The 18923-nt window shown below is 55.9% G+C and carries 17 protein-coding genes; 8 read left to right on the forward strand and 9 right to left on the reverse strand.

The features are described from left to right. Positions 1-6: 6 nt before the first annotated feature. Positions 7-489, forward strand: a complete 483-nt coding sequence (locus QMN93_RS00245) for an L-2-amino-thiazoline-4-carboxylic acid hydrolase (protein WP_064672600.1) — start codon at positions 7-9, stop codon at positions 487-489. Further along, a complete protein-coding gene (locus QMN93_RS00250; RefSeq protein ID WP_193139332.1) occupies positions 486-1712 on the forward strand; it encodes a Zn-dependent hydrolase in 1227 nt (408 codons plus the stop codon). Before QMN93_RS00245 ends, QMN93_RS00250 begins: the two co-directional genes overlap by 4 nt. A 39-nt stretch (positions 1713-1751) precedes the next feature. Here the strand turns inward: QMN93_RS00250 and QMN93_RS00255 are convergent, their stop codons facing one another. Together QMN93_RS00255 and QMN93_RS00260 are read right to left on the reverse strand one after the other, a co-directional pair. Beyond that, complete coding sequence (locus QMN93_RS00255; RefSeq protein WP_193139985.1) at positions 1752-3635, reverse strand: potassium transporter Kup; 1884 nt, start codon at positions 3633-3635, stop codon at positions 1752-1754. 77 nt (positions 3636-3712) lie between these two features. Then, positions 3713-5200 (reverse strand): MFS transporter, encoded by a 1488-nt coding sequence (locus QMN93_RS00260; RefSeq protein ID WP_069302879.1) that lies wholly within the window; start codon positions 5198-5200, stop codon positions 3713-3715. Between the two features lie 116 nt (positions 5201-5316). Between QMN93_RS00260 and QMN93_RS00265 the strand changes: the two genes are divergently transcribed. Then, a complete protein-coding gene (locus tag QMN93_RS00265) occupies positions 5317-5910 on the forward strand; it encodes a TetR family transcriptional regulator (protein ID WP_069302880.1) in 594 nt (197 codons plus the stop codon). A 39-nt stretch (positions 5911-5949) separates the two neighbouring features. Here the strand turns inward: QMN93_RS00265 and nhoA are convergent, their stop codons facing one another. After that, positions 5950-6795 carry an N-hydroxyarylamine O-acetyltransferase gene (gene nhoA / locus QMN93_RS00270; protein ID WP_048978826.1) on the reverse strand — a complete coding sequence of 282 codons (846 nt, stop codon included), beginning with the start codon at positions 6793-6795 and terminating at the stop codon, positions 5950-5952. Positions 6796-6904: 109 nt separating this feature from the next. Between nhoA and QMN93_RS00275 the strand changes: the two genes are divergently transcribed. After that, positions 6905-7477: a flavin reductase family protein gene (locus tag QMN93_RS00275; protein WP_033145657.1), complete on the forward strand. Its 573-nt coding sequence runs from the start codon at positions 6905-6907 to the stop codon at positions 7475-7477. Between the two features lie 35 nt (positions 7478-7512). Here the strand turns inward: QMN93_RS00275 and fusA are convergent, their stop codons facing one another. Further along, complete coding sequence (gene fusA, locus QMN93_RS00280) at positions 7513-9612, reverse strand: elongation factor G (protein WP_193139334.1); 2100 nt, start codon at positions 9610-9612, stop codon at positions 7513-7515. A gap of 160 nt (positions 9613-9772) precedes the next feature. Here fusA and QMN93_RS00285 point away from each other — a divergent pair, with 160 nt between their 5' ends. Then, entirely contained in the window at positions 9773-10075 is a 303-nt protein-coding gene (locus QMN93_RS00285) for a helix-turn-helix transcriptional regulator (RefSeq protein WP_033145659.1), read from the forward strand. A gap of 68 nt (positions 10076-10143) precedes the next feature. On the opposite strand, the gene QMN93_RS00290 is transcribed toward QMN93_RS00285, so the two are convergent. After that, positions 10144-10599, reverse strand: coding sequence for a GNAT family N-acetyltransferase (locus tag QMN93_RS00290; RefSeq protein ID WP_033145660.1), 456 nt, complete (start codon positions 10597-10599; stop codon positions 10144-10146). Between the two features lie 164 nt (positions 10600-10763). Here QMN93_RS00290 and QMN93_RS00295 point away from each other — a divergent pair, with 164 nt between their 5' ends. Further along, positions 10764-12242: a PLP-dependent aminotransferase family protein gene (locus tag QMN93_RS00295; protein WP_193139336.1), complete on the forward strand. Its 1479-nt coding sequence runs from the start codon at positions 10764-10766 to the stop codon at positions 12240-12242. Between the two features lie 27 nt (positions 12243-12269). On the opposite strand, the gene QMN93_RS00300 is transcribed toward QMN93_RS00295, so the two are convergent. Together QMN93_RS00300 and QMN93_RS00305 are read right to left on the reverse strand one after the other, a co-directional pair. After that, a complete protein-coding gene (locus QMN93_RS00300; RefSeq protein ID WP_048978823.1) occupies positions 12270-12905 on the reverse strand; it encodes a helix-turn-helix domain-containing protein in 636 nt (211 codons plus the stop codon). Between the two features lie 121 nt (positions 12906-13026). Continuing rightward, the gene (locus tag QMN93_RS00305; protein ID WP_033145663.1) at positions 13027-14358 is read right to left on the reverse strand and encodes a 2-hydroxycarboxylate transporter family protein; all 1332 of its coding nucleotides are present in this window, start codon (positions 14356-14358) and stop codon (positions 13027-13029) included. A gap of 404 nt (positions 14359-14762) precedes the next feature. Here QMN93_RS00305 and QMN93_RS00310 point away from each other — a divergent pair, with 404 nt between their 5' ends. Together QMN93_RS00310 and QMN93_RS00315 are read left to right on the forward strand one after the other, a co-directional pair. Next, positions 14763-15710, forward strand: a complete 948-nt coding sequence (locus QMN93_RS00310; protein WP_023311961.1) for an AEC family transporter — start codon at positions 14763-14765, stop codon at positions 15708-15710. 32 nt (positions 15711-15742) lie between these two features. Next, positions 15743-17428 (forward strand): NAD-dependent malic enzyme, encoded by a 1686-nt coding sequence (locus tag QMN93_RS00315; protein ID WP_193139338.1) that lies wholly within the window; start codon positions 15743-15745, stop codon positions 17426-17428. Positions 17429-17473: 45 nt separating this feature from the next. Here QMN93_RS00315 and QMN93_RS00320 read toward each other — a convergent pair whose 3' ends face one another. Continuing rightward, on the reverse strand, positions 17474-18475 hold the full coding sequence (locus QMN93_RS00320) for a Kdo(2)-lipid IV(A) acyltransferase (RefSeq protein WP_193139340.1): 1002 nt from the start codon (positions 18473-18475) through the stop codon (positions 17474-17476). Between the two features lie 193 nt (positions 18476-18668). Continuing rightward, complete coding sequence (gene pptA / locus QMN93_RS00325) at positions 18669-18899, reverse strand: tautomerase PptA (RefSeq protein ID WP_023335848.1); 231 nt, start codon at positions 18897-18899, stop codon at positions 18669-18671. Between the last annotated feature and the right edge of the window lie 24 nt (positions 18900-18923).

The raw sequence follows: 18923 nt of genomic DNA on the forward strand, positions 1-18923 counted from the left end.
AATGTGATGAGTGATAATAACGAGCTGGGCATTCTCGCCCGCCGCAAAATTGAAGCAGAAATTATTAAGCCAATTTATGAAATCCTGGTGCGCGAGATAGGAAAATCCCGCGCCCAGGCGGTCATTGGCGAGGCCATTGAGCAGGCCGCGATTGACGCTGGCAAAGCTTTTGCCAGCAAAGAACCCAACGGCGCGGACGTCAAGAGTTTCATCGCCCTGCAGTATCTGTGGGAGAAAGATAACGCCCTGGACGTGAAGGTGATCGACGCCGACGACCAGCAGTACAACTACAACGTAACCCGCTGTCGCTACGCGGAGATGTATCACGAAATGGGGCTGGGCGAGATTGGTCATCTGCTCTCCTGCGCGCGCGATGAAAAATTCATCGTTGGCTATGCGCCTGACGTGAAGCTGACCCGCACGACCACCATCATGCAGGGCGGTTCGTGCTGTGATTTCCGCTACCGCAGCAGTAAGGACAAGTCATGATCCGCGTCAACGCCGCACGGCTGTGGTCAACGCTTGAGATGATGGCGCAGATCGGCGGCACGCCCGCCGGAGGCGTGACCCGTCTGGCGCTGAGCGAGGAAGATCGTATTGCGCGTAACCTGCTGCGCGACTGGGCGCTGGACGCAGGTTTCACCTGCGAGGTCGACAGCATGGGCAATATGTTTATCCGTCGCGCGGGGAAAAAACCGCAGCTTGCCCCGGTCATGACGGGTTCACATGTGGATACCCAGCCGCTGGGCGGTAACTACGACGGTGTTTACGGCGTGCTGGCCGGGCTGGAGCTGCTGCGCACCCTTAACGATCATAACGTTGAGACAGAACGCGACGTTGTGCTGGTGAACTGGACTAACGAAGAGGGCGCGCGCTTTGCGCCGGCCATGCTCTCTTCAGGGGTCTGGACGGGACAGTTTAGCGAAGCGTACGCCCATGCCCGCGCGGATAACGATGGCATCACCGTGGGCGAAGCGCTGGAGAGCATTGGCTACCGGGGTGAAACCCCTGCCCGCGCGTTTCCGGTTCACGCCTGCTACGAACTGCACATCGAACAGGGCCCGATCCTGGAAGATGAAGCCATTGATATCGGGTTAGTCCGCGCGGCAATGGGCCAGCGCTGGTTTACCCTGACGCTGGACGGATTCGCCGCCCACGCGGGCACGACGCCGATGCACAGCCGCCGCGACGCGCTGACCGCCTTCGCAGAGCTGGCGCTGAAGGTGGAAGAGATTGGCTACCGGCATGCGCCGGACGGACGCGCAACGATCGGTATGGCGAAGGTTACGCCAAACTCGCGCAACGTCGTGCCGTCTCGCGTGGAATGCAGCGTTGAGTTTCGCCATCCTATGCAGCAGGCGCTGGAAGCCATGGAAGCGGCGCTGCATAAGGTGGCTGAAAGCCTCAGCCTGCGCGGCGTCGCGGCTGCCGTTGAGCGTATTTTTGACTACGCGCCCATCGCGTTTGACGCCGAATGCCTGGCGCGTTCGGAGAAGGCCGTGGCGGAACTGGGCTATTCGTCGAAACCGATGGTCTCCGGTGCGGGACATGACGCCTGCTATGTCAGCAAAATGGCGCCCGCCAGCATGATCTTTATCCCCTGCGTGAAAGGCATCAGCCATAACGAAGCGGAGAGGATCCTGCCGGAGTGGGCGGAAAAAGGGGCGAACGTGTTATTGCATAGCGTTCTGTCCGCGGCCCTGGAGAGATAGAACGGTGCGAAAGCAGAGGACATCTGCTTTCGCCAGAGTCTACACGGCAACGCGTCGGCTGATTTCGACAACCCGATCGCTGGGAAGGTGATAGTGGTTGATGACGTGCGTGCAGTTGCGCTTCATGAACGCAAAGATGTGCCGTTGCCAGGCCGCCATTCCTGCCTCACCCTCGCCTGCCACAATGGTTTCATGCCCGACATACCAGGTGGCGTCATCCGTGGCAAAAATCGCGTTAATCTCGCTGACACCCTGCAGCAAACGCGGGATGTCCGGGTGTTCCATAAAGCCATACTGCGCCACGCCGTGCCAGTAGCCCGGCGCGCGCTGCTCTACCCTGATGCGTTGTTCTTCCCCCACGTAGGGCACATTCAGAATATCAATGGTAAGCGACAACACATCCTGCTGTAGCGCCCGGTTTCGCGCGACGTGCCAGCGCATGACCGGCGGGATATTGTTTTGTGTCCGGGTCAAAAAGACGGCGGAGCCCGCCACTCTGGGCACCGTCTTTTGCTGAAGCTGGGCAAAGAACGCATCCACGCTGACGCCCTTCTCGCCCACCGATGCGGATACCGCCTTAACGCCGCGGTGCCAGATCAGCATCACCGTACAAATAGCGGCGGCCATCAGGAGCGGAATATAGCCGCCCTCCAGGACCTTAATCAGATTGGCAAACAAGAAGGTGGCATCAATCACCAGGAAACAGAGGGCAATCACCGCGCTGCTGGCCAGGCTCCAGCGCCACACTTCGCGCATTGCCACAAACAGCAGCCCCGTGGTCATCAGCATGGTTAACGACACGGCAATGCCGTACGCGGCGGCGAGCTTATCGGAGGATTTAAAGAACACCACCAGCCCGATGGTCACCCCCATCAGCAGCCAGTTGATTATCCCGATATAAATCTGGCCGTAGCTTTCCGCCGCCGTCTGCTTGATGCGTAATCGGGGTAACCAGCCAAGCTGTATGGCCTGGCGCGTCATGGAAAAAGCGCCGGTAATAATCGCCTGACTGGCGATGATCGTCGCCAGCGCGGCAAGAATGATGAGCGGAACCTGCAGCACCGGCGGACAGAGCGTATAGAAAAGGTTTTGTTTGCTGTCGGCACCGGCCAGAATCAGCGCTGACTGGCCGGCATAGTTGAGCAGCAGCGAAGGAAAGACGATGCCGTACCAGGCAAGCCAGATGGGCTTTTTGCCAAAATGCCCCATGTCTGCATACAGGGCCTCGGCACCCGTCACGCAGAGAAAAACGCCGCCCAGGACCAGGAAACTGGTGTACCCGTTCGAAAACAAAAACGCGATGCCGTACGCAGGGTTGAGGGCCAGCAATACCGAGGGGTGTTGAACGATCCCCCGCACGCCCAGGGCAGCAATCGCCAAAAACCAAACCGCCATGACCGGGCCAAATATTTTCCCTATGCGAGCGGTACCAAAAGGCTGAAGAAGAAACAGCCCCAGCAGAACCGCCACCGTCAGGGGTAATATGTACGGCTGAGATTCAGGAATGACCATCTCCAGCCCTTCAAGGGCAGAAAGCACGGAGATAGCCGGGGTTATCGCGCCGTCACCGTAAATTAAAGCGGCGCCGATAAGGGCGGAAAAAATGACCCAGCGCCCGCCTTTGCCTTTCTCCACCAGAAGCGACATCAGGGCCATAATGCCGCCCTCGCCGTGATTATCAATTCGCATGGCAAAGGCGGCATATTTTATGGACGTTACCAGGATGAGTGTCCAGGTAATCAGGGAGAGCAGGCCCAGTATGACGCCGGGCGTAGGGTCATGCTCAGAGAGCGACAGCACCGTGCGGAAGGTATAGAGCGGGCTGGTGCCGATATCACCAAAAACGACGCCCAGCGCGCCTCCTGCAAGCAGGGTTAACCGGGAGAGCGGTTGGGACGGTTCACTGCTGTGGCGAGGGCGCATATTTTCCAGCAAGAGTCAGATAATCCTTTAAAAAACATAGCCCATCTGCCCCACCCGCGCCAACCGCGCGCCCTGTATTACTGCGGCTTGACCCTCGCCAGGCTGAACCAGATCCCCACTGCCAGCAACAGCAGCATTCCGCCCGCGCTGCCCAGCGCCACGCTGTGCGAGGTGATAAACGCGCTTTTCGCCGCCTCAATCACCGATTCCGCCAGCGTCGGGGTCAGATCCTGCGCCACCTTCATCGCCTCGCCAATGGATGACGAGGCTTTATCTGCGAGCGAGGCGTTCAGCCCCTGCGGCAGGTCAATCGACGCCGAGAAGCTGCGGGTCAACAGCAGACCAAAGATGGCGATCCCCAGCCCTGCGCCCAGTTCATAGGACATGGTTTCAATGGCCCCCGCGGCGGCGGCCTTCTCTTTCGGCGCAGCGGCCATAATCGCCGAGGTCGAGGCCAGCAGCGCGCTGGCGGCGCTAAAGCCGAGCAGAACCATCAGGGCAGAAGCCAGCAGCTGCTGCGTGCTGAAGTCGAGCATCGACAGGCCGATAAAGCTAACGGCGCTGAGCCCCATTCCACCAGCCGCGACGATGCGTAGCCCTAATCGCCCGACCAGCACACCCGCGATCGGACCGCTAAACCCGCTCGCCACCATCAGCGGCAGCATGAACATTCCCGCTTCAAACGGCGTAAAGCCGTGAACAAACTGCAGCTCCTGGGCCATCAGCAGCTCAAACCCTACAAGGGCAATCATGGCGGTCATCGCCATCACCACGCCGCTCAAAATGATACGATGGCAGAACAGACGCATGTCGATCATCGGCACGCGGGCGCGGAGCTGAATACGCACGAAGATAAACAGCAGCACCGAGCCGGTAACCAGCGCGGACGCGACCACCCACGGCGACAGTGCGCCTTTGAGGGCTGTTTTTGCGCTGTAGACCAGCAGCAAAATCGCCACTATCAGCATAATGGCATGGCTGATATTCAGCGGCTGCTCCGGGCGTCCCTGCTGAGGAGGCACAAAACGCGCCGCCAGCGAAACCACCACCAGCACGATCGGTACGTTGATTAAAAACACCGAGCCCCAGTAGAAATGCTCGAGCAGCATACCGCCAATCAGCGGGCCAAACGCCGCGCCACCGGACCCCACCGCGGCCCAGACGCCGAGCGCAATATTACGATCCCGCGCGTCGATAAACAGCGTACGGATCCCAGCCAGCGTGGCCGGAATAATCATCGCCGCGCCGATTGCCAGCGAGGCGCGCGCCGCAATCAGCCACCCTGCTGAAGGGGCAAACGCTGCCGCCAGCGACGACAGGCCAAACAGCGTGCTGCCAATCATGAGCAGTCGTTTAAAACCAATGCGGTCACCCAGGGCGCCCATCGGCAGCACCATTCCCGCCATGACCAGCGAGTAAATATCGATGATCCACAGCAATTCATTGCCGCTGGCGCCCAGCGTCATGCTCAATGTCGGCGCCGCCACGTGCAGCACCGTCGCGTCGATCGCCACCGGGATATACACCAGCACGATAATCACTAACGCTAACCACTGACGAAACATAAATTTCCTTTTCTTTTAAAACATGGACACATGTCCAGGATGCGATCCTACGTAAAGTTGAACGCATGTCCAGCTTTTTGTTACACTCGTTTCATTCCCATTGAGAGTGAGTAAACATGCGATATCTGAGCAAGGATGAACGGCGGGAAGCCATCTTACAGGCCGCCATGCGCGTGGCGCTGGCTGAAGGACTGGCGGCAATGACGGTACGCCGTATTGCTGCCGAGGCCGGAGTCGCCACCGGCCAGGTGCATCATCATTTTACGTCCGGCGGCGAGCTAAAATCGCTGGCCTTCGTACGGCTAATTCGCGAGCTGCTGGATGCGGATGTCGCGGGTAGACAGGCCGGCTGGCGGGAACAGCTTCATGCCATGCTCGGCAGCGATGACGGGAGGTTTGAGCCCTATATTCGCCTGTGGCGTGAGGCGCAGATCCTCGCCAGCCGCGATGCCGATATCAAGGGCGCGTATGTGATGACCATGGAGATGTGGCACCAGGAAACGGTGGCGCTTATCAAAGCGGGAACGGAGGCCGGGGCATTAAAACCGGGCGATCGAGCGGAAAATATTGCCTGGCGCTTGATTGGTCTGGTGTGCGGTCTTGACGGAATGTATATCTTAAACATGCCCGAAATGGACGAAGCCGCCTTTAATAACCATCTTGATAAATTAATCACGCTCGAGTTGTTTAATACGCCGTCTAAGCAGTGATGTTGCCGGGTAGCGGCGACGCCTTACCCGGCCTGCGTATTATTTCCCGGCCTGAGGATGTGTATCAAAGCCCGCCATTACCGCCGTCAGCTCCGCCAGTGAAAATCCGTGTTTTGCATCGTCAACGCCCAGCCCAAAGCGTTCCTGCATCAGCTGGTAAAGCGCCTCAGCATCCGGCAAATGGATCTGCTCTTCTACGTGACCGTTCTGCCAGTGGGTAAAGTTGAAGTTGGTTAGCGTCAGCTTGCCGCCGTCCGGCAGATGGCGACACATCAACAGATGATGACGAAAATGCGACTGCGGCCAGTGCGCCGACCAGAAATTCCCCATCACGTAATCGCTGAAATACTGCGTCGTCAGGTCAAACTGGTACATCGACTGCCAGTGCTCGTGGTGACGGAACTGCAGCACCCAGTCGTTCCCCTCGCTCAGCAGACGATACAGCCCGTGCGGCGTCTCCTGTTCTTCATTAGCGAGCAGTCGAATCGGCGCCGTCAGCGTCTGGCCGCCAAACCCCACATCGGCAATCCAGCGCTCACCGTTAAGCTCAACCAGCAGCAGACGGTGCGTGCGCGGAGGCATTTGCGGCGGATTCGCTAATACCACGCGCCCCAGCACGCTACGCACCGTAAACCCGACTTCACGCAGGACGCGCTCGAACAGACCGTTTTGCTCAAAGCAGTACCCTCCGCGACGTGCGGTGACCAGCTTGTCGACCAGACACCGATCGTCAAGCTGGATTTCGCGTGGCAGAACGACATCAATATTCTCAAAAGGGATGGCACAGTTGTGATGTAAATGCAGCGCGCGCAGGGTATCGATATCCACCCGCGTCGGTTGCGCCCAGCCGATGCGGGCAAAATAGGCGGTCAGAAATGGGGACATGCATCAGTTTCCTTTGATTGAGATGTTCTGTTTATAAACTAATTTTACGCATCCACTTTGATTTACGTGCTTTTTCGTCATACTACATCGGTGTAGATGAGGAGATCCTATGAGCCACTTTCGCCCCGTTGAATTACGTCATGCCAGCCGTCTGCTGAACCACGGCCCAACTGTGCTTATCACCAGTCGGGATGAAAGCCTCGACAGACGCAACGTGATGGCCGCCGCATGGTCAATGCCCGTTGAGTTTGAACCACCGCGCATCGCGATAGTCGTGGATAAAAGTACCTGGTCACGCGAGCTGATTGAGCGCAGCGGGAAGTTTGGCATCGTCATTCCCGGCGTGGCGGCGGCCAACTGGACATACGCGGTCGGTAGCGTCAGCGGGCGCGATGAGGACAAATTCAACTGCTACGGGATCCCGGTCGTGAACGGTCCTGAACTTGGCCTGCCGGTAATTGAAGAGAAATGTCTGGCGTGGATGGAGTGTCGGTTATTACCCGTGACCTCCGCGGCTGAGAAATACGATACCCTGTTTGGGGAAGTGGTTTCAGCGGCAGCCGATGAACGCGCGTTTATCGCCGGGCGCTGGCAGTTTGACGGGGATAAGCTGAATACGCTGCATCATCTTGGTGCCGGGACGTTTGTCGCGAGCGGGAAGATGGTGAAGGCGCTGGATTGAGGAAACCCTCCCCCTACAGGGAGAGGGTAACCGTATTACTTCGCACGTCGTGAAATAATCTCATCCGCAACATTCCGCGGGGCTTCCGCAAAATGATGGAACTCCATCGTATACGTCGCGCGACCCTGGGACATTGAGCGCAATGTCGTGGCATAACCAAACATCTCTGCGAGCGGCACGTCAGCACGAATAATCTGGCTTCCGTACTGCTCTGCCATCCCCTGCACCATGCCGCGGCGGGAAGAGAGATCGCCCATAATGTTACCGGCGTACTCTTCCGGTGTTTCCACCTCCACGTGCATGACCGGCTCGAGAATCACCGGATCCGCCCTGCGGGCGCCCTCTTTGAAGCCGAGTATCGCCGCCATGCGGAACGCCATCTCCGAGGAGTCAACGTCGTGATACGAGCCAAACGTCAGCGTCGCTTTGACATCGACGACCGGATAGCCCGCCAGCACGCCGCTGTTCATCGCTTCCCGCAGCCCTTTCTCAACGGACGGGATATACTCCCGCGGTACCACGCCGCCCTTGGTGGCATCTTCAAATTTAAAACCACTTCCAGGCTCCAGCGGCTCCAGGCTCAGCACCACATGGCCGTACTGCCCTTTACCGCCGGACTGACGGACAAATTTGCCTTCGATATCCTTCACCGTTTTACGCAGGGTTTCACGGTAGGTCACCTGCGGGCGACCGATGTTCGCCTCGACGCCAAACTCGCGCTTCATGCGATCAACGATAATCTCGAGGTGTAGCTCCCCCATTCCGGAGATAATGGTCTGACCGGACTCTTCGTCAGTATGCAGGCGGAAAGACGGATCTTCCGCCGCCAGACGCTGCAGCGCGATCCCCATTTTCTCCTGATCGCCTTTTGTTTTCGGCTCTATCGCCAGCGAGATAACCGGGTCCGGGAACTCCATGCGTTCAAGCGTGATCACGGCATTCGGATCGGTGAGCGTGTCGCCGGTAGTCACATCCTTCAGCCCAACGCAGGCCGCAATGTCTCCGGCGCGCAGTTCGTCCACCTCGTGGCGATCGTTGGCATGCATCAGCACGATACGCCCGATGCGCTCTTTCTTCTCTTTCACCGGGTTGTACACCGCGTCGCCTTTGCGCAGCACGCCAGAGTACACGCGGATAAAGGTCAGTTGACCGACGTACGGGTCGCTCATCAGCTTGAACGCCAGGGCCGAGAACGGCTCATCATCGCTTGGATGACGCTCCGCGTGCTGCCCTTTTTCATCCACGCCATCAATGGCAGGCACGTCCAGCGGCGACGGCATGAGCTCAATGACCGCATCGAGCATGCGCTGCACGCCTTTATTTTTGAACGCGCTGCCGCACAGCATCGGCTGAATTTCACCCGAGATGGTGCGAATACGCAGCCCTTTGATAATTTCCGCTTCCGTCAGGTCGCCGGTTTCCAGGTATTTGTCCATCAGCTCGTCGCTGGCTTCCGCCGCCGCAGAGACCATTTTTTCCCGCCATTCCTGGGCGGTACTGACCAAATCGTCCGGCACGGGCGCATAGGTAAACACTATGCCCTGCGTCGCGTCGTCCCACAGAATGGTGCGCATCTTGATGAGATCCACCACGCCGGTGAAATGATCTTCTGCGCCCACCGGGATGACAATCGGCACCGGATTGGCCTTCAGGCGCTCCTGCATCATCCGCACGACGCGGAAGAAATCGGCACCCGGACGGTCCATTTTGTTGACGAAGGCCAGACGCGGAACGTGATATTTATTGGCCTGACGCCAGACGGTTTCCGACTGCGGCTGCACGCCGCCCACGGAGTCATACACCATCACGGCGCCGTCGAGCACGCGCATAGAACGTTCCACCTCAATGGTGAAATCCACGTGCCCCGGGGTGTCAATGATGTTGATCCGGTGCGGCTCATAGCCTCTGTCCATACCCGGCCAGAAGCAGCTTACGGCCGCGGAGGTAATCGTGATCCCGCGCTCTTGCTCCTGCGCCATCCAGTCAGTGGTTGCCGCGCCATCGTGTACTTCACCCAGCTTGTGGCTCATCCCGGTGTAAAACAGGATGCGCTCAGTGGTGGTGGTTTTACCGGCATCGATATGCGCGGAGATACCGATGTTGCGATAACGTTCGAGAGGGATGGGTCGGGGCATGATATTTCCTTAGTCACTATGACTTGTCTGTGACGACCAGGATGGTCGTGCATTCGTTCGTTTGCTATAATAGTCCTATTGTACGAGTATTATCGAACTATTTTTTAACGGTTGACCTATTGTTGATATAGCTCAATCTGACGCCAAACGCAGGAAAACGATGATCCCAAACCACCCTGAAACTGAACAAATACTGCTGGAAAATGTGCTGTTTGCCCTCGGCAACCCGCTCCGGCTTGCGATCATTCGCCGTCTGGCCGATGGTAGCGAACTCAGCTGTAACGCGCTGCGCCCGGAGGATGTAGTGAAATCGACAATGACCCACCACTGGCGCGTACTGCGCGACAGCGGCGTTATCTGGCAGCGCCCGCAGGGGCGGGAGAACATGATTTCGTTGCGAAGAGAGGATCTGGATGCCCGTTTTCCAGGGCTGATGGAGATACTTTTACAAGCTAAATCATAAGGATATACCTATTACCCCCTGAAAAATGCCCCGTAAAGATGTAAGGGGCATAATGTCAGCAGAGGGGTTTATCTTACGTGCATACGATATTCAATCATTCCACTTTTCTTCGCAATCCAGTCGTACAATCGTTGCCCGCGATAGTTGGCTTCATGCGTATGCCAGTAAAGGTGACTGGCGTGATGTTTTCTGGCTTCTCTCTGAACATATTCTATTAACTGTTTGCCAATGTGTTTGCCCCTTACGGCTTCGCAGACGTATAAATCTTCGAGGTAGCAGTAATCGCTCTCAGCCCATGTCGAACGGTGAAAAAGATAATGCGCAAAACCCACTACGTCTCCATTACATCGTGCCACCACGCAGAATAGCGGCTCAACGGGGCTGAAAAATCGTTGCCAGGTTCGTTCAGTAATGGTCCCGGACAGATCGACGTTGTAAAACGCCTGATATTTTCCCCATAGCGGCATCCAGCTTTCAAAATCACGTTCTTTAACTGCCTCAATTATTACGCTCGTATTATTCATATTGCCTCTTTGCTCACCCGTTTATTCGTTTCAGGAAGAGTGTATTCGCTGAATGGCACGTTTTGCCCCGCCAATTCTCGCCATCAAGGCAGACCAATTTTTCATCCTGCTGCGTGCACTATTGCTTTAGAATCAAGAGATACAGAGGGAAAGTGGACAACGTAATGTTTAAGCACGCGCAGCTAGAAACGGTTAAGGCATGGATTATCGACCCCGCTAACGGATCGCTACCGCTTCATGAAAGGATCCAGAGAGCAATACGAATGCTGATACTGGAAGGGATATTATCTCACGGTAAGGCCCTTCCTGCTTCACGCGCGCTGGCGGCTTCTCTCAGCGTTTCCCGGGACACCATTGAAGCGGCCTACTCCAGCCTGCATGCCGAAGGTTTTATTGAGAGACAAACAGGCAGAGGGAGCTTCGTCTCTTCCAGCGCGCGTTTTTTAAAACCCCGTCCTCGACAGCATCAGCCAACCGCTGAGATACGAAAAGCAAAACTCAGCGTCCGGGGAAAGATCGTTTATGAAAGCGGCGGGATCCGCGAGTTTTCTTCACCTCGCCCCCTTGCGCCCGGCATTCCTGAAACCCGCATGTTTCCCCTTCCGATCTGGGAGCGTCTTCAGCGACAGGTACTGAAGGAGTTTCAGCACCAGGCGTTAGAGCAAAGTCCACCCCAGGGTATAGAGCGCCTGCGACGGGCAATTGCTGAATATGTCAACCTTGAGCGCGGAACGCGTGCGAGGGCAGAACAGGTCATCGTTCTGACAAGTTCTCAACAGGCGCTTGCGCTCTGTTCCCACGTGCTGATGGACGCCGGGGATGGCATTGTCATTGAAGATCCCTCCTATCAAGGGGCACACAAAGCGTTCAACGCTGCAGGGCTTCGCTGTATTCCGGTTCCTCTTGATGAAAAAGGCATCTCGGTTGACGGGCTTAATTCTCTGACCGAGCCTGCCAGGGCGATCTACCTTACGCCTTCTCATCAGTACCCCACCGGGGTGACGCTCTCTCTTGACCGACGACTGGCAGTTGTTAAATGGGCAAACCGTTACGGAGCCTGGATTATTGAGGATGACTATGACAGCGAGTTTCACTACGAAGGTAAGCCTATGGCCAGTCTTCAGGGGCTTGATACGTATAACCGGACAATTTATATCGGCACGTTCACCAAGTCTCTGTTCCCTGGGCTGCGTATTGCCTACGTGATCGTTCCCTCAGAATTGACAGAGCCCTTTACCATGGCGAGGACGTTAATGGATGGTCACACCGCCTCAATAACCCAGCTGACGCTGGCTAAATTTCTGGAGGGAGGCCATTTTGGCGCCTATGTTCGTAAGATGCGGAGTATTTATGTTGCTCGTCGCGACACGCTGGCAAGCATGATGGACGAATATCTCTCCGAATATGTTACCTGTGAAACGCCAGCGGGGGGAATGCAAATGCCTTGTCACCTGAAGCACGGCATATCCGAGAAAGAAATAGCCACCGCCGCCCGCCGCGCGGGTGTTGATATACTTGGCCTTACCGATTTATATGCAGGTCCCCCCGCGTCCACCGGTTTTTTGATGGGATTTGCTGCTTACACGGAAATGGAAATAGAAGACGCTGTAAAAAAACTGGCCGCAATTTTCCGTCATGTTTGATGCCGTCGACCGGTCAGCGGCGAATACTCATTCCGGGCGAGCAAGGCTATAAACAGGGATCCGCCGGGTTGTTTTGGTGAGCGTATCAAACACCTCGGCGTCGGACGTCGCGATCCTCATCCCCGTTTTGCGTAATCTCTGCACATCGGCCGCGATGCGCTGAATGCCAAACCAGAAAAGCCCGTCGAGTGCCGTCACGGACAGCCCGTTTTCCAGCGCCAGCCTGAGGCGTTCCTTTGGGGCTTTAACCTGCTGGGCAATTTGCCGGTAAGGCAGTTCATTGCATCCTGTCGCGTCACTGCGCTGGATACGCGTTTTCAGCTGATAGGTAAATTCGTCAGGTATTCCGTCGAGATCCCTTTTCAGGCTATAGACGCAGCCAAAGCGCTTGCCGTTGAACAGAACATTTTTCTGACTGAGCTGAAGCTCTTTTCTGACAATGTCTATCAGCTGGGGCGCACGGGTAAGGAGCAGCCTGAAGGGCAGCTCGAAGCTGGTGACGTAATCCACATTGAGCAACGCGAGGCGCAGCCGCTCCTCTGCACCGGACTGTTGCTCACGACACTCCTCCATCACCTCTGCCCACTGGCGCGTCAGGCGCTCCGGCTCGGCGGCTTCGGTAAGGAGATATTTTTCAATCTGATAATCAACTCTTCCGGTCATCGTGTGGTATCCCGTCGCTGTGGGTGCGGTAATTCTATACAGCGCGGTGAGTTTTATAAAGGACTGAACCGCAGCGGCACCCTGAAAATGTCGTTGCGATTCAGCATCCTGACGTTTCGGATCAGTGCGCCATTATCCAGCCCATCAGCAGCGTGGCGAAAATCACCGTCGACGCGCCGCCGATGCGGGTGGCGATCTGCGCGAACGGCATCAGCGACATCCGGTTAGACGCGGACAAAATGGCCACGTCCCCCGTTCCGCCCAGCCCACTGTGGCAGCAGGTCACAATGGCCGCTTCCACAGGATACATATTCAGACGCGACGCGATAAAGTAGCCGCTCAGCGCCATCGCAATCACGACCGAACCGCATACCACCACGTATCCCACCGAGAAGACCGACACCACGCTTTCAAGCGGCACGTATAACATCCCGAGGCCGATCATCAGCGGCCAGACCAGCGCAGCCGAGACGAATTTATAGCAACTGTGCGCGCCCTGCTCCATTGAGGCCGGGATAACCCTGAAGTATTTACACAGGACGGCAATCAGGATCATCAGCACCGGGCCGGGAATGTGTACCAGTTTTTCAAACAATCCGCCGACGATGAAAAACGCGCACACCATCAGCAATCCGCCCCCCATCAGATGAAAATCCGTCTGCTGCGTGCTTTGCGCCCCGGCAAAAAGGCTGGCGTCGTCTTTACTCCGCGTAAGCATGCCATTTCCCGAAAGCGCAGGGCGTTTCGCGCCGAGACGCGCCAGCGAGCCCGCACAAATAATGGCGAAGATATTCCCGACGACCGCAGCGGGTGCCAGCTGTGCAACGTAGACGTCCGGCGTCTGCCCCAGTATTGCCGAATAGGCCAGGGACAGCGGCAAAATCCCCTCGCCAATCCCGCCGCCGATGATGGGCACAATGATGAAGAAGAAGGTGTGGTAAGGCGTATAACCAAACAGTGAGCCCACAATGAGGCCGCTCAGCACGGCCATGCATGTCCCCGCCACCAGCGGAACAAACATGCGCATCATCCCCTGGATCAGCAGCACCCGGTTCATCCCCAGAATGCTGCCGACCACCAGGCAGGCGATGACGAAATAGAGCAGATTCGCCTCTTTCATAAGCAGATGCACGGTATCAAGGGTATGTTTCCCGAATACGCCAAAATAGACCAGCACGGAGGGGACCATCAGGCACAGGATCGCCGGGCCGCCGATATCTTTCAGCACCGGGATTTGACGCCCTACCTTGGCAAACGCGAAGCCGAGGGTCATGATGACCGCGAGTCCACCAATCATATTTTTTGGCAGCAGCCCTGCCCAGGCGGACGTCGCCACAATCGCGGCAATCCCGACGAACAGCATCAACGGGACCGTGCCCACCTCGGTATTGTTGAGCCCAAAGGCAAAACGCGAGGTCGACAGTTCAGAAGTCGGTACAGGATTATCTTTCATATAATCACCTGAATTTGTGTTCGGATAAACAGAGAAAGGAATAACTGAAACTATTCCTGATACGAATAAATGTTCTTAAATATAAATAAAGACTTAGATGGCCTTTTCTAAAAACAGGCTCAACATGAAATTAGCACGGGCCTGCCGGGAGAAATGTGAACAGTTCGGCTCTTTGCTTTTAAATAACTTAATTCAGTATTAAGTAACTAAAGTTATTTATGGCGGCCATTGTCGCTTTCTTGCGTCTTATCAATATTTGACGAAAGTATTAGTTATCCAACTAATGCAATCTTTTTGAAATTAATAAAACCAGAGAGAGTGTGACCCTTGTCACTCCTGCCCTGCTTTCTAAGCGCTAGATTAGCGCTGCAATAAAACACATAAAATACCCTACAGGAAATACTATGCCTTCATTACTATTACAGTCACTGTTTCCGCTCGTCTTTATAATGTTACTTGGATGGCTAAGTGGAAAGCTGGGATATTCCCGGCGTGAAGATGCAAACGTTATGGCAACCGTGGTGATTCGTTTCGCCCTTCCTTTCCATCTTTTTATAGGCGCATTGCATACCGACCCGAATAAAATTAAGAACCTGACCTTTATGGCCGTTTTAGTTGTCGGTTTAATGGGGTCGTATTTACTGACGCTATTTATTTCACGCTACGTTTTTCGCCACGATATCAAAACCAGCGCCATTCAGTCTCTGGTTTGCGCCTTTCCCGATATGGCCTACTTTGGCGCACCGGTCCTGGCGGTCTTGATTGGGCCGGAAGGATTTATCGGCGTGCTGATTGGCAATATTATTACCAGCGTTATCATGATCCCTCTGACTATCGTCCTGATTCGTATGGGTGATAAAAACGGTCAAGATGGCCTGGAGGCGCTGCACCCGGGCGCGATGATCGTACAAAACCTCATCAAGGCGGCGCGCAATCCTATCGTCTGGATCCCGGTCTCCGGCGTATTGCTCAGTCTGGCAGGCGTGCAAATTCCTTCTATTCTCAGCATGCCTATTGAGATGGTTGGAAAGGTTTCAGGCGGGCTGTCCCTGTTTGCCCTCGGCCTGTTGTTTTACGGTGAACGTCCAAAACTGAACGTGCAGACGTTTACCAACATCAGTATTAAAAACCTTATTCAGCCGGCAATGATGGCCGCCGCGGGGATCGCCTTTGGCCTGAGCCATACCTTACTGCAGCAGGTCGTCATTATTGGCGCAACGCCTTCCGCGATTGCCGCGGGGATGTTTGCCTTACGCAGCGATACCTATATTGATACCGCATCCTCTTCCATATTAATTGGCACTGCCGTCGGGGTCGTGACCGAAGGCATTATGATCTATTTTATTTCTTAATCTGCTTTATATAAAAAATTCAGGAGTTAACCATGTCCCGGAAAGAAGTTCTGTACACCCCCTATAACGGGGCCGTATTGCTGGAAAACCCGCTGTTAAATAAAGGGCTCGCATTTATTAAAGAAGAGCGTGACAATTTTAATCTGCATGGGTTATTGCCGCACAACGTTGAAACCATTGAAGAACAAACCGAGCGCGCCTGGGTGCAGTTCTGCCATTTTAAAAGCGATATTTCGCGTCATGTTTACCTGCGAAATATTCAGGACACCAATGAAACGCTCTTTTATAACCTCCTGCGTTCGCATCTCAAAGAGACGTTACCGATTATCTATACCCCGACGGTCGGTGAAGCCTGCGAGCATTTCTCCACGATTTATCGACGCGCGCGCGGCCTGTTTATTTCATGGCCGAATCGCCATCGTATTGATGAGATGCTGCAAAGCTTTTCGCGCAACGACGTTCGCGTGATTGTGGTGACGGACGGGGAACGTATTTTAGGGCTTGGCGATCAGGGTATCGGCGGAATGGGTATCCCAATTGGTAAGCTGTCGCTGTATACCGCCTGCGGAGGGATCCATCCGGCCTCTACCCTGCCGATAATGCTGGATGTCGGCACCAATAATCAGCAACACCTCGACGACCCGATGTACATGGGCTGGCGCCACCCGCGCATCAGCGACGACCAGTACGCTGAGTTTATGGATATGTTTGTCAGCACCGTTAAAGCGCGCTGGCCCAATGTGCTCCTGCAATTTGAAGACTTTGCGCAGAAAAACGCCACCAGGCTGCTTCAGCGCTACCGCGACCAGCTGTGCTGCTTCAATGATGATATCCAGGGCACGGCCGCCGTCACCGCCGGTACGCTGATGGCGGCGGCCCATACGGCGGGCACGCGCATTCGCGACCAGCGCGTGGTCTTCCTGGGCAGCGGCTCTGCCGGATGCGGGATAGCTGAAAAAATTGTGGCGCTGATGGTGGATGACGGCCTGACCGAGCCGGAAGCGCGCAGCCGGATCTTTATGGTCGATCGCTTCGGCCTGCTGACCGACGACATGACCAACCTGCTCGATTTCCAGAAAAACCTGCTTACCGCGCGCGACGCCGTTTGCAGCTGGCAGGTAGACTCGCAAAATATTTCCCTGCTGGACGTGGTGAAAAACGCGCATCCCACGGTGATGATCGGCGTTTCGGGCCAGCCGGGGCTGTTCAGCGAAGAGATTGTCAAAGAGATGCATCGCCACTGTCCGCGCCCGATCATCATGCCGCTCTCGAACCCGACCTCGCGGGCGGAAGCCCAGCCGCAGGATCTTATCGCCTGGACCCAGGGTGCCGCGCTGGTGGCCACCGGCAGCCCGTTCGCCCCGGTATTCTGGGAGAATGAACACTACGAGATCGCCCAGTGTAACAACGCCTATATTTTCCCGGGCCTGGGGCTGGGCGTACTGGCCTGCAACGCGCGCCGGGTGACGGAAGAGATGCTGATGGCCGCAAGCCGCAGCCTGGCCGCGCAGTCTCCGCTGGTCACCACGGAAAAAGGCGGATTGCTGCCGCCGGTAGATGAGATTGAAACGGTCTCACGCCAGATTGCCGTCGCCGTCGCCCGGGCCGCGATTGAACAGGGCGTGGCTCCGGCGATAGATGATGAGACGCTGATGGCGCGTATTGAGAAGACCTGGTGGCAGGCGGACTATGCGCCGTACCGCAGGTCTGCGCTGTAAGCCTCGATCCTGCCCTCGCTGCACGGTGAGGGCAGGATTGCTGCCTCAGTGCTGGACGCCCGATCGGTCGGAAAGATCGGCGGCGGACAGGATATCAGCCCGTGGTGCCACGCTCTTGCGGCGGGCATACCGGTCAGGCTGACCTTCAGGACGCGTTTTGAAGCGCCGGTGTAGCCACATATACTGTTCTGGCGCCATCCGTACCGCCTGCTCAATCGCCCTGTTCATCTGCGTCGCAACAGATTCTTTATCGCCCCCCTGCAGCGCCTCGCTGATATCCTCCAGAATAATCAGTTCGTAGCCGGTACCGTCCGCCCTGCGGCGCGGCACAAAGGGAATGACGGCTGGCTTAGCGCTTTTGACCAGCATATAGCTTCCAGCGGTCGTGGCGGCATCCGAAACCGCAAAGAACGGCACAAAGACGCTATTGGTTTTGCCATAGTCATGGTCCGGGGCGTACCACAAAATTTCATTCTGCTTCAGCGAGCGGATCATGCCTTTTAAATCATGACGATCGAGCATGGTTTTATTGGAGCGCAGGCGCCCGCGCGTCTGAAGCCAGTCCAGCAGCGCGTTATTATTCGGACGATACACCCCAATGCCGGGGTTGAGCATGCCAAAGATCCGCGCGCCCAGCTCAAGGGTGAGAAAATGCATGCCAACGAGCACCACGCCATTTCCCTTTGCCCGCGCCTTTTCCATGTGCTCATAACCCGTCACGGTAAAGCATTTCTTCACCCGCCACGCGGGCCAGAACCATGCCATCCCGGTTTCGATTACCCCCATTCCTACCGATTCAAAATTACGCTGCAGCAGTGACTCTCGCTCCGCCTTTTTCATCTCCGGAAAACAGAGTTCCAGGTTGCGGCGGGCAATCTCAACGCGGCGCGGAAGCAGGCGCATCGCCAGCCGTCCAAGACTGTGGCCGATTCGGAACAGCAGCGGATAAGGGAGCAGCATGATGAGCCACAGCGCGGCGATGCCAGCCCAGCTTAGCCAGTAACGAGGGTGAAGAAAGGCGAGTGAAAAACGGGGTAATTTTGTCATGAGAAAATTATCCTTTAACGTGTCTGTCCTTAATTGATTCTGTTTGAGATCTTTCCTAAGGATGTATGAAATGTCAGTAAGAAACGTAAAGTGTAACGGATAAGATAAAACGCATTTTTATCGATTTTTGCGAAAAAGCGGGAAGACGAGGCGGGGAAAAACCGGGGAGAAGAGTTCCCCCCGGCAATTGCGCTTACATTGAATAGCCTGGCTTTTTGATTAATTCGTCCAGCTTCGGTCCTATTTCGGTATCCCAGACCTGCGCTTTCCAGTCCTCCTGGTTCACCTGATTCAACGCAACGGACACCGAGCTGTCTTTGCTGTTGAAATGGCGAATAATGACCTCAGCAATATCCTCGGCCAGTGCGGTTTTTTGTTCGTCGTTCAAATCGCGGGGAAAACATTTGATATCTACGTGTGGCATATGCAGGCTTCCAGTTGTGAGTCA

Source organism: Enterobacter sp. R-1.6.2 (assembly GCF_035064085.1).
Taxonomy (GTDB): domain Bacteria; phylum Pseudomonadota; class Gammaproteobacteria; order Enterobacterales; family Enterobacteriaceae; genus Enterobacter; species Enterobacter asburiae_B.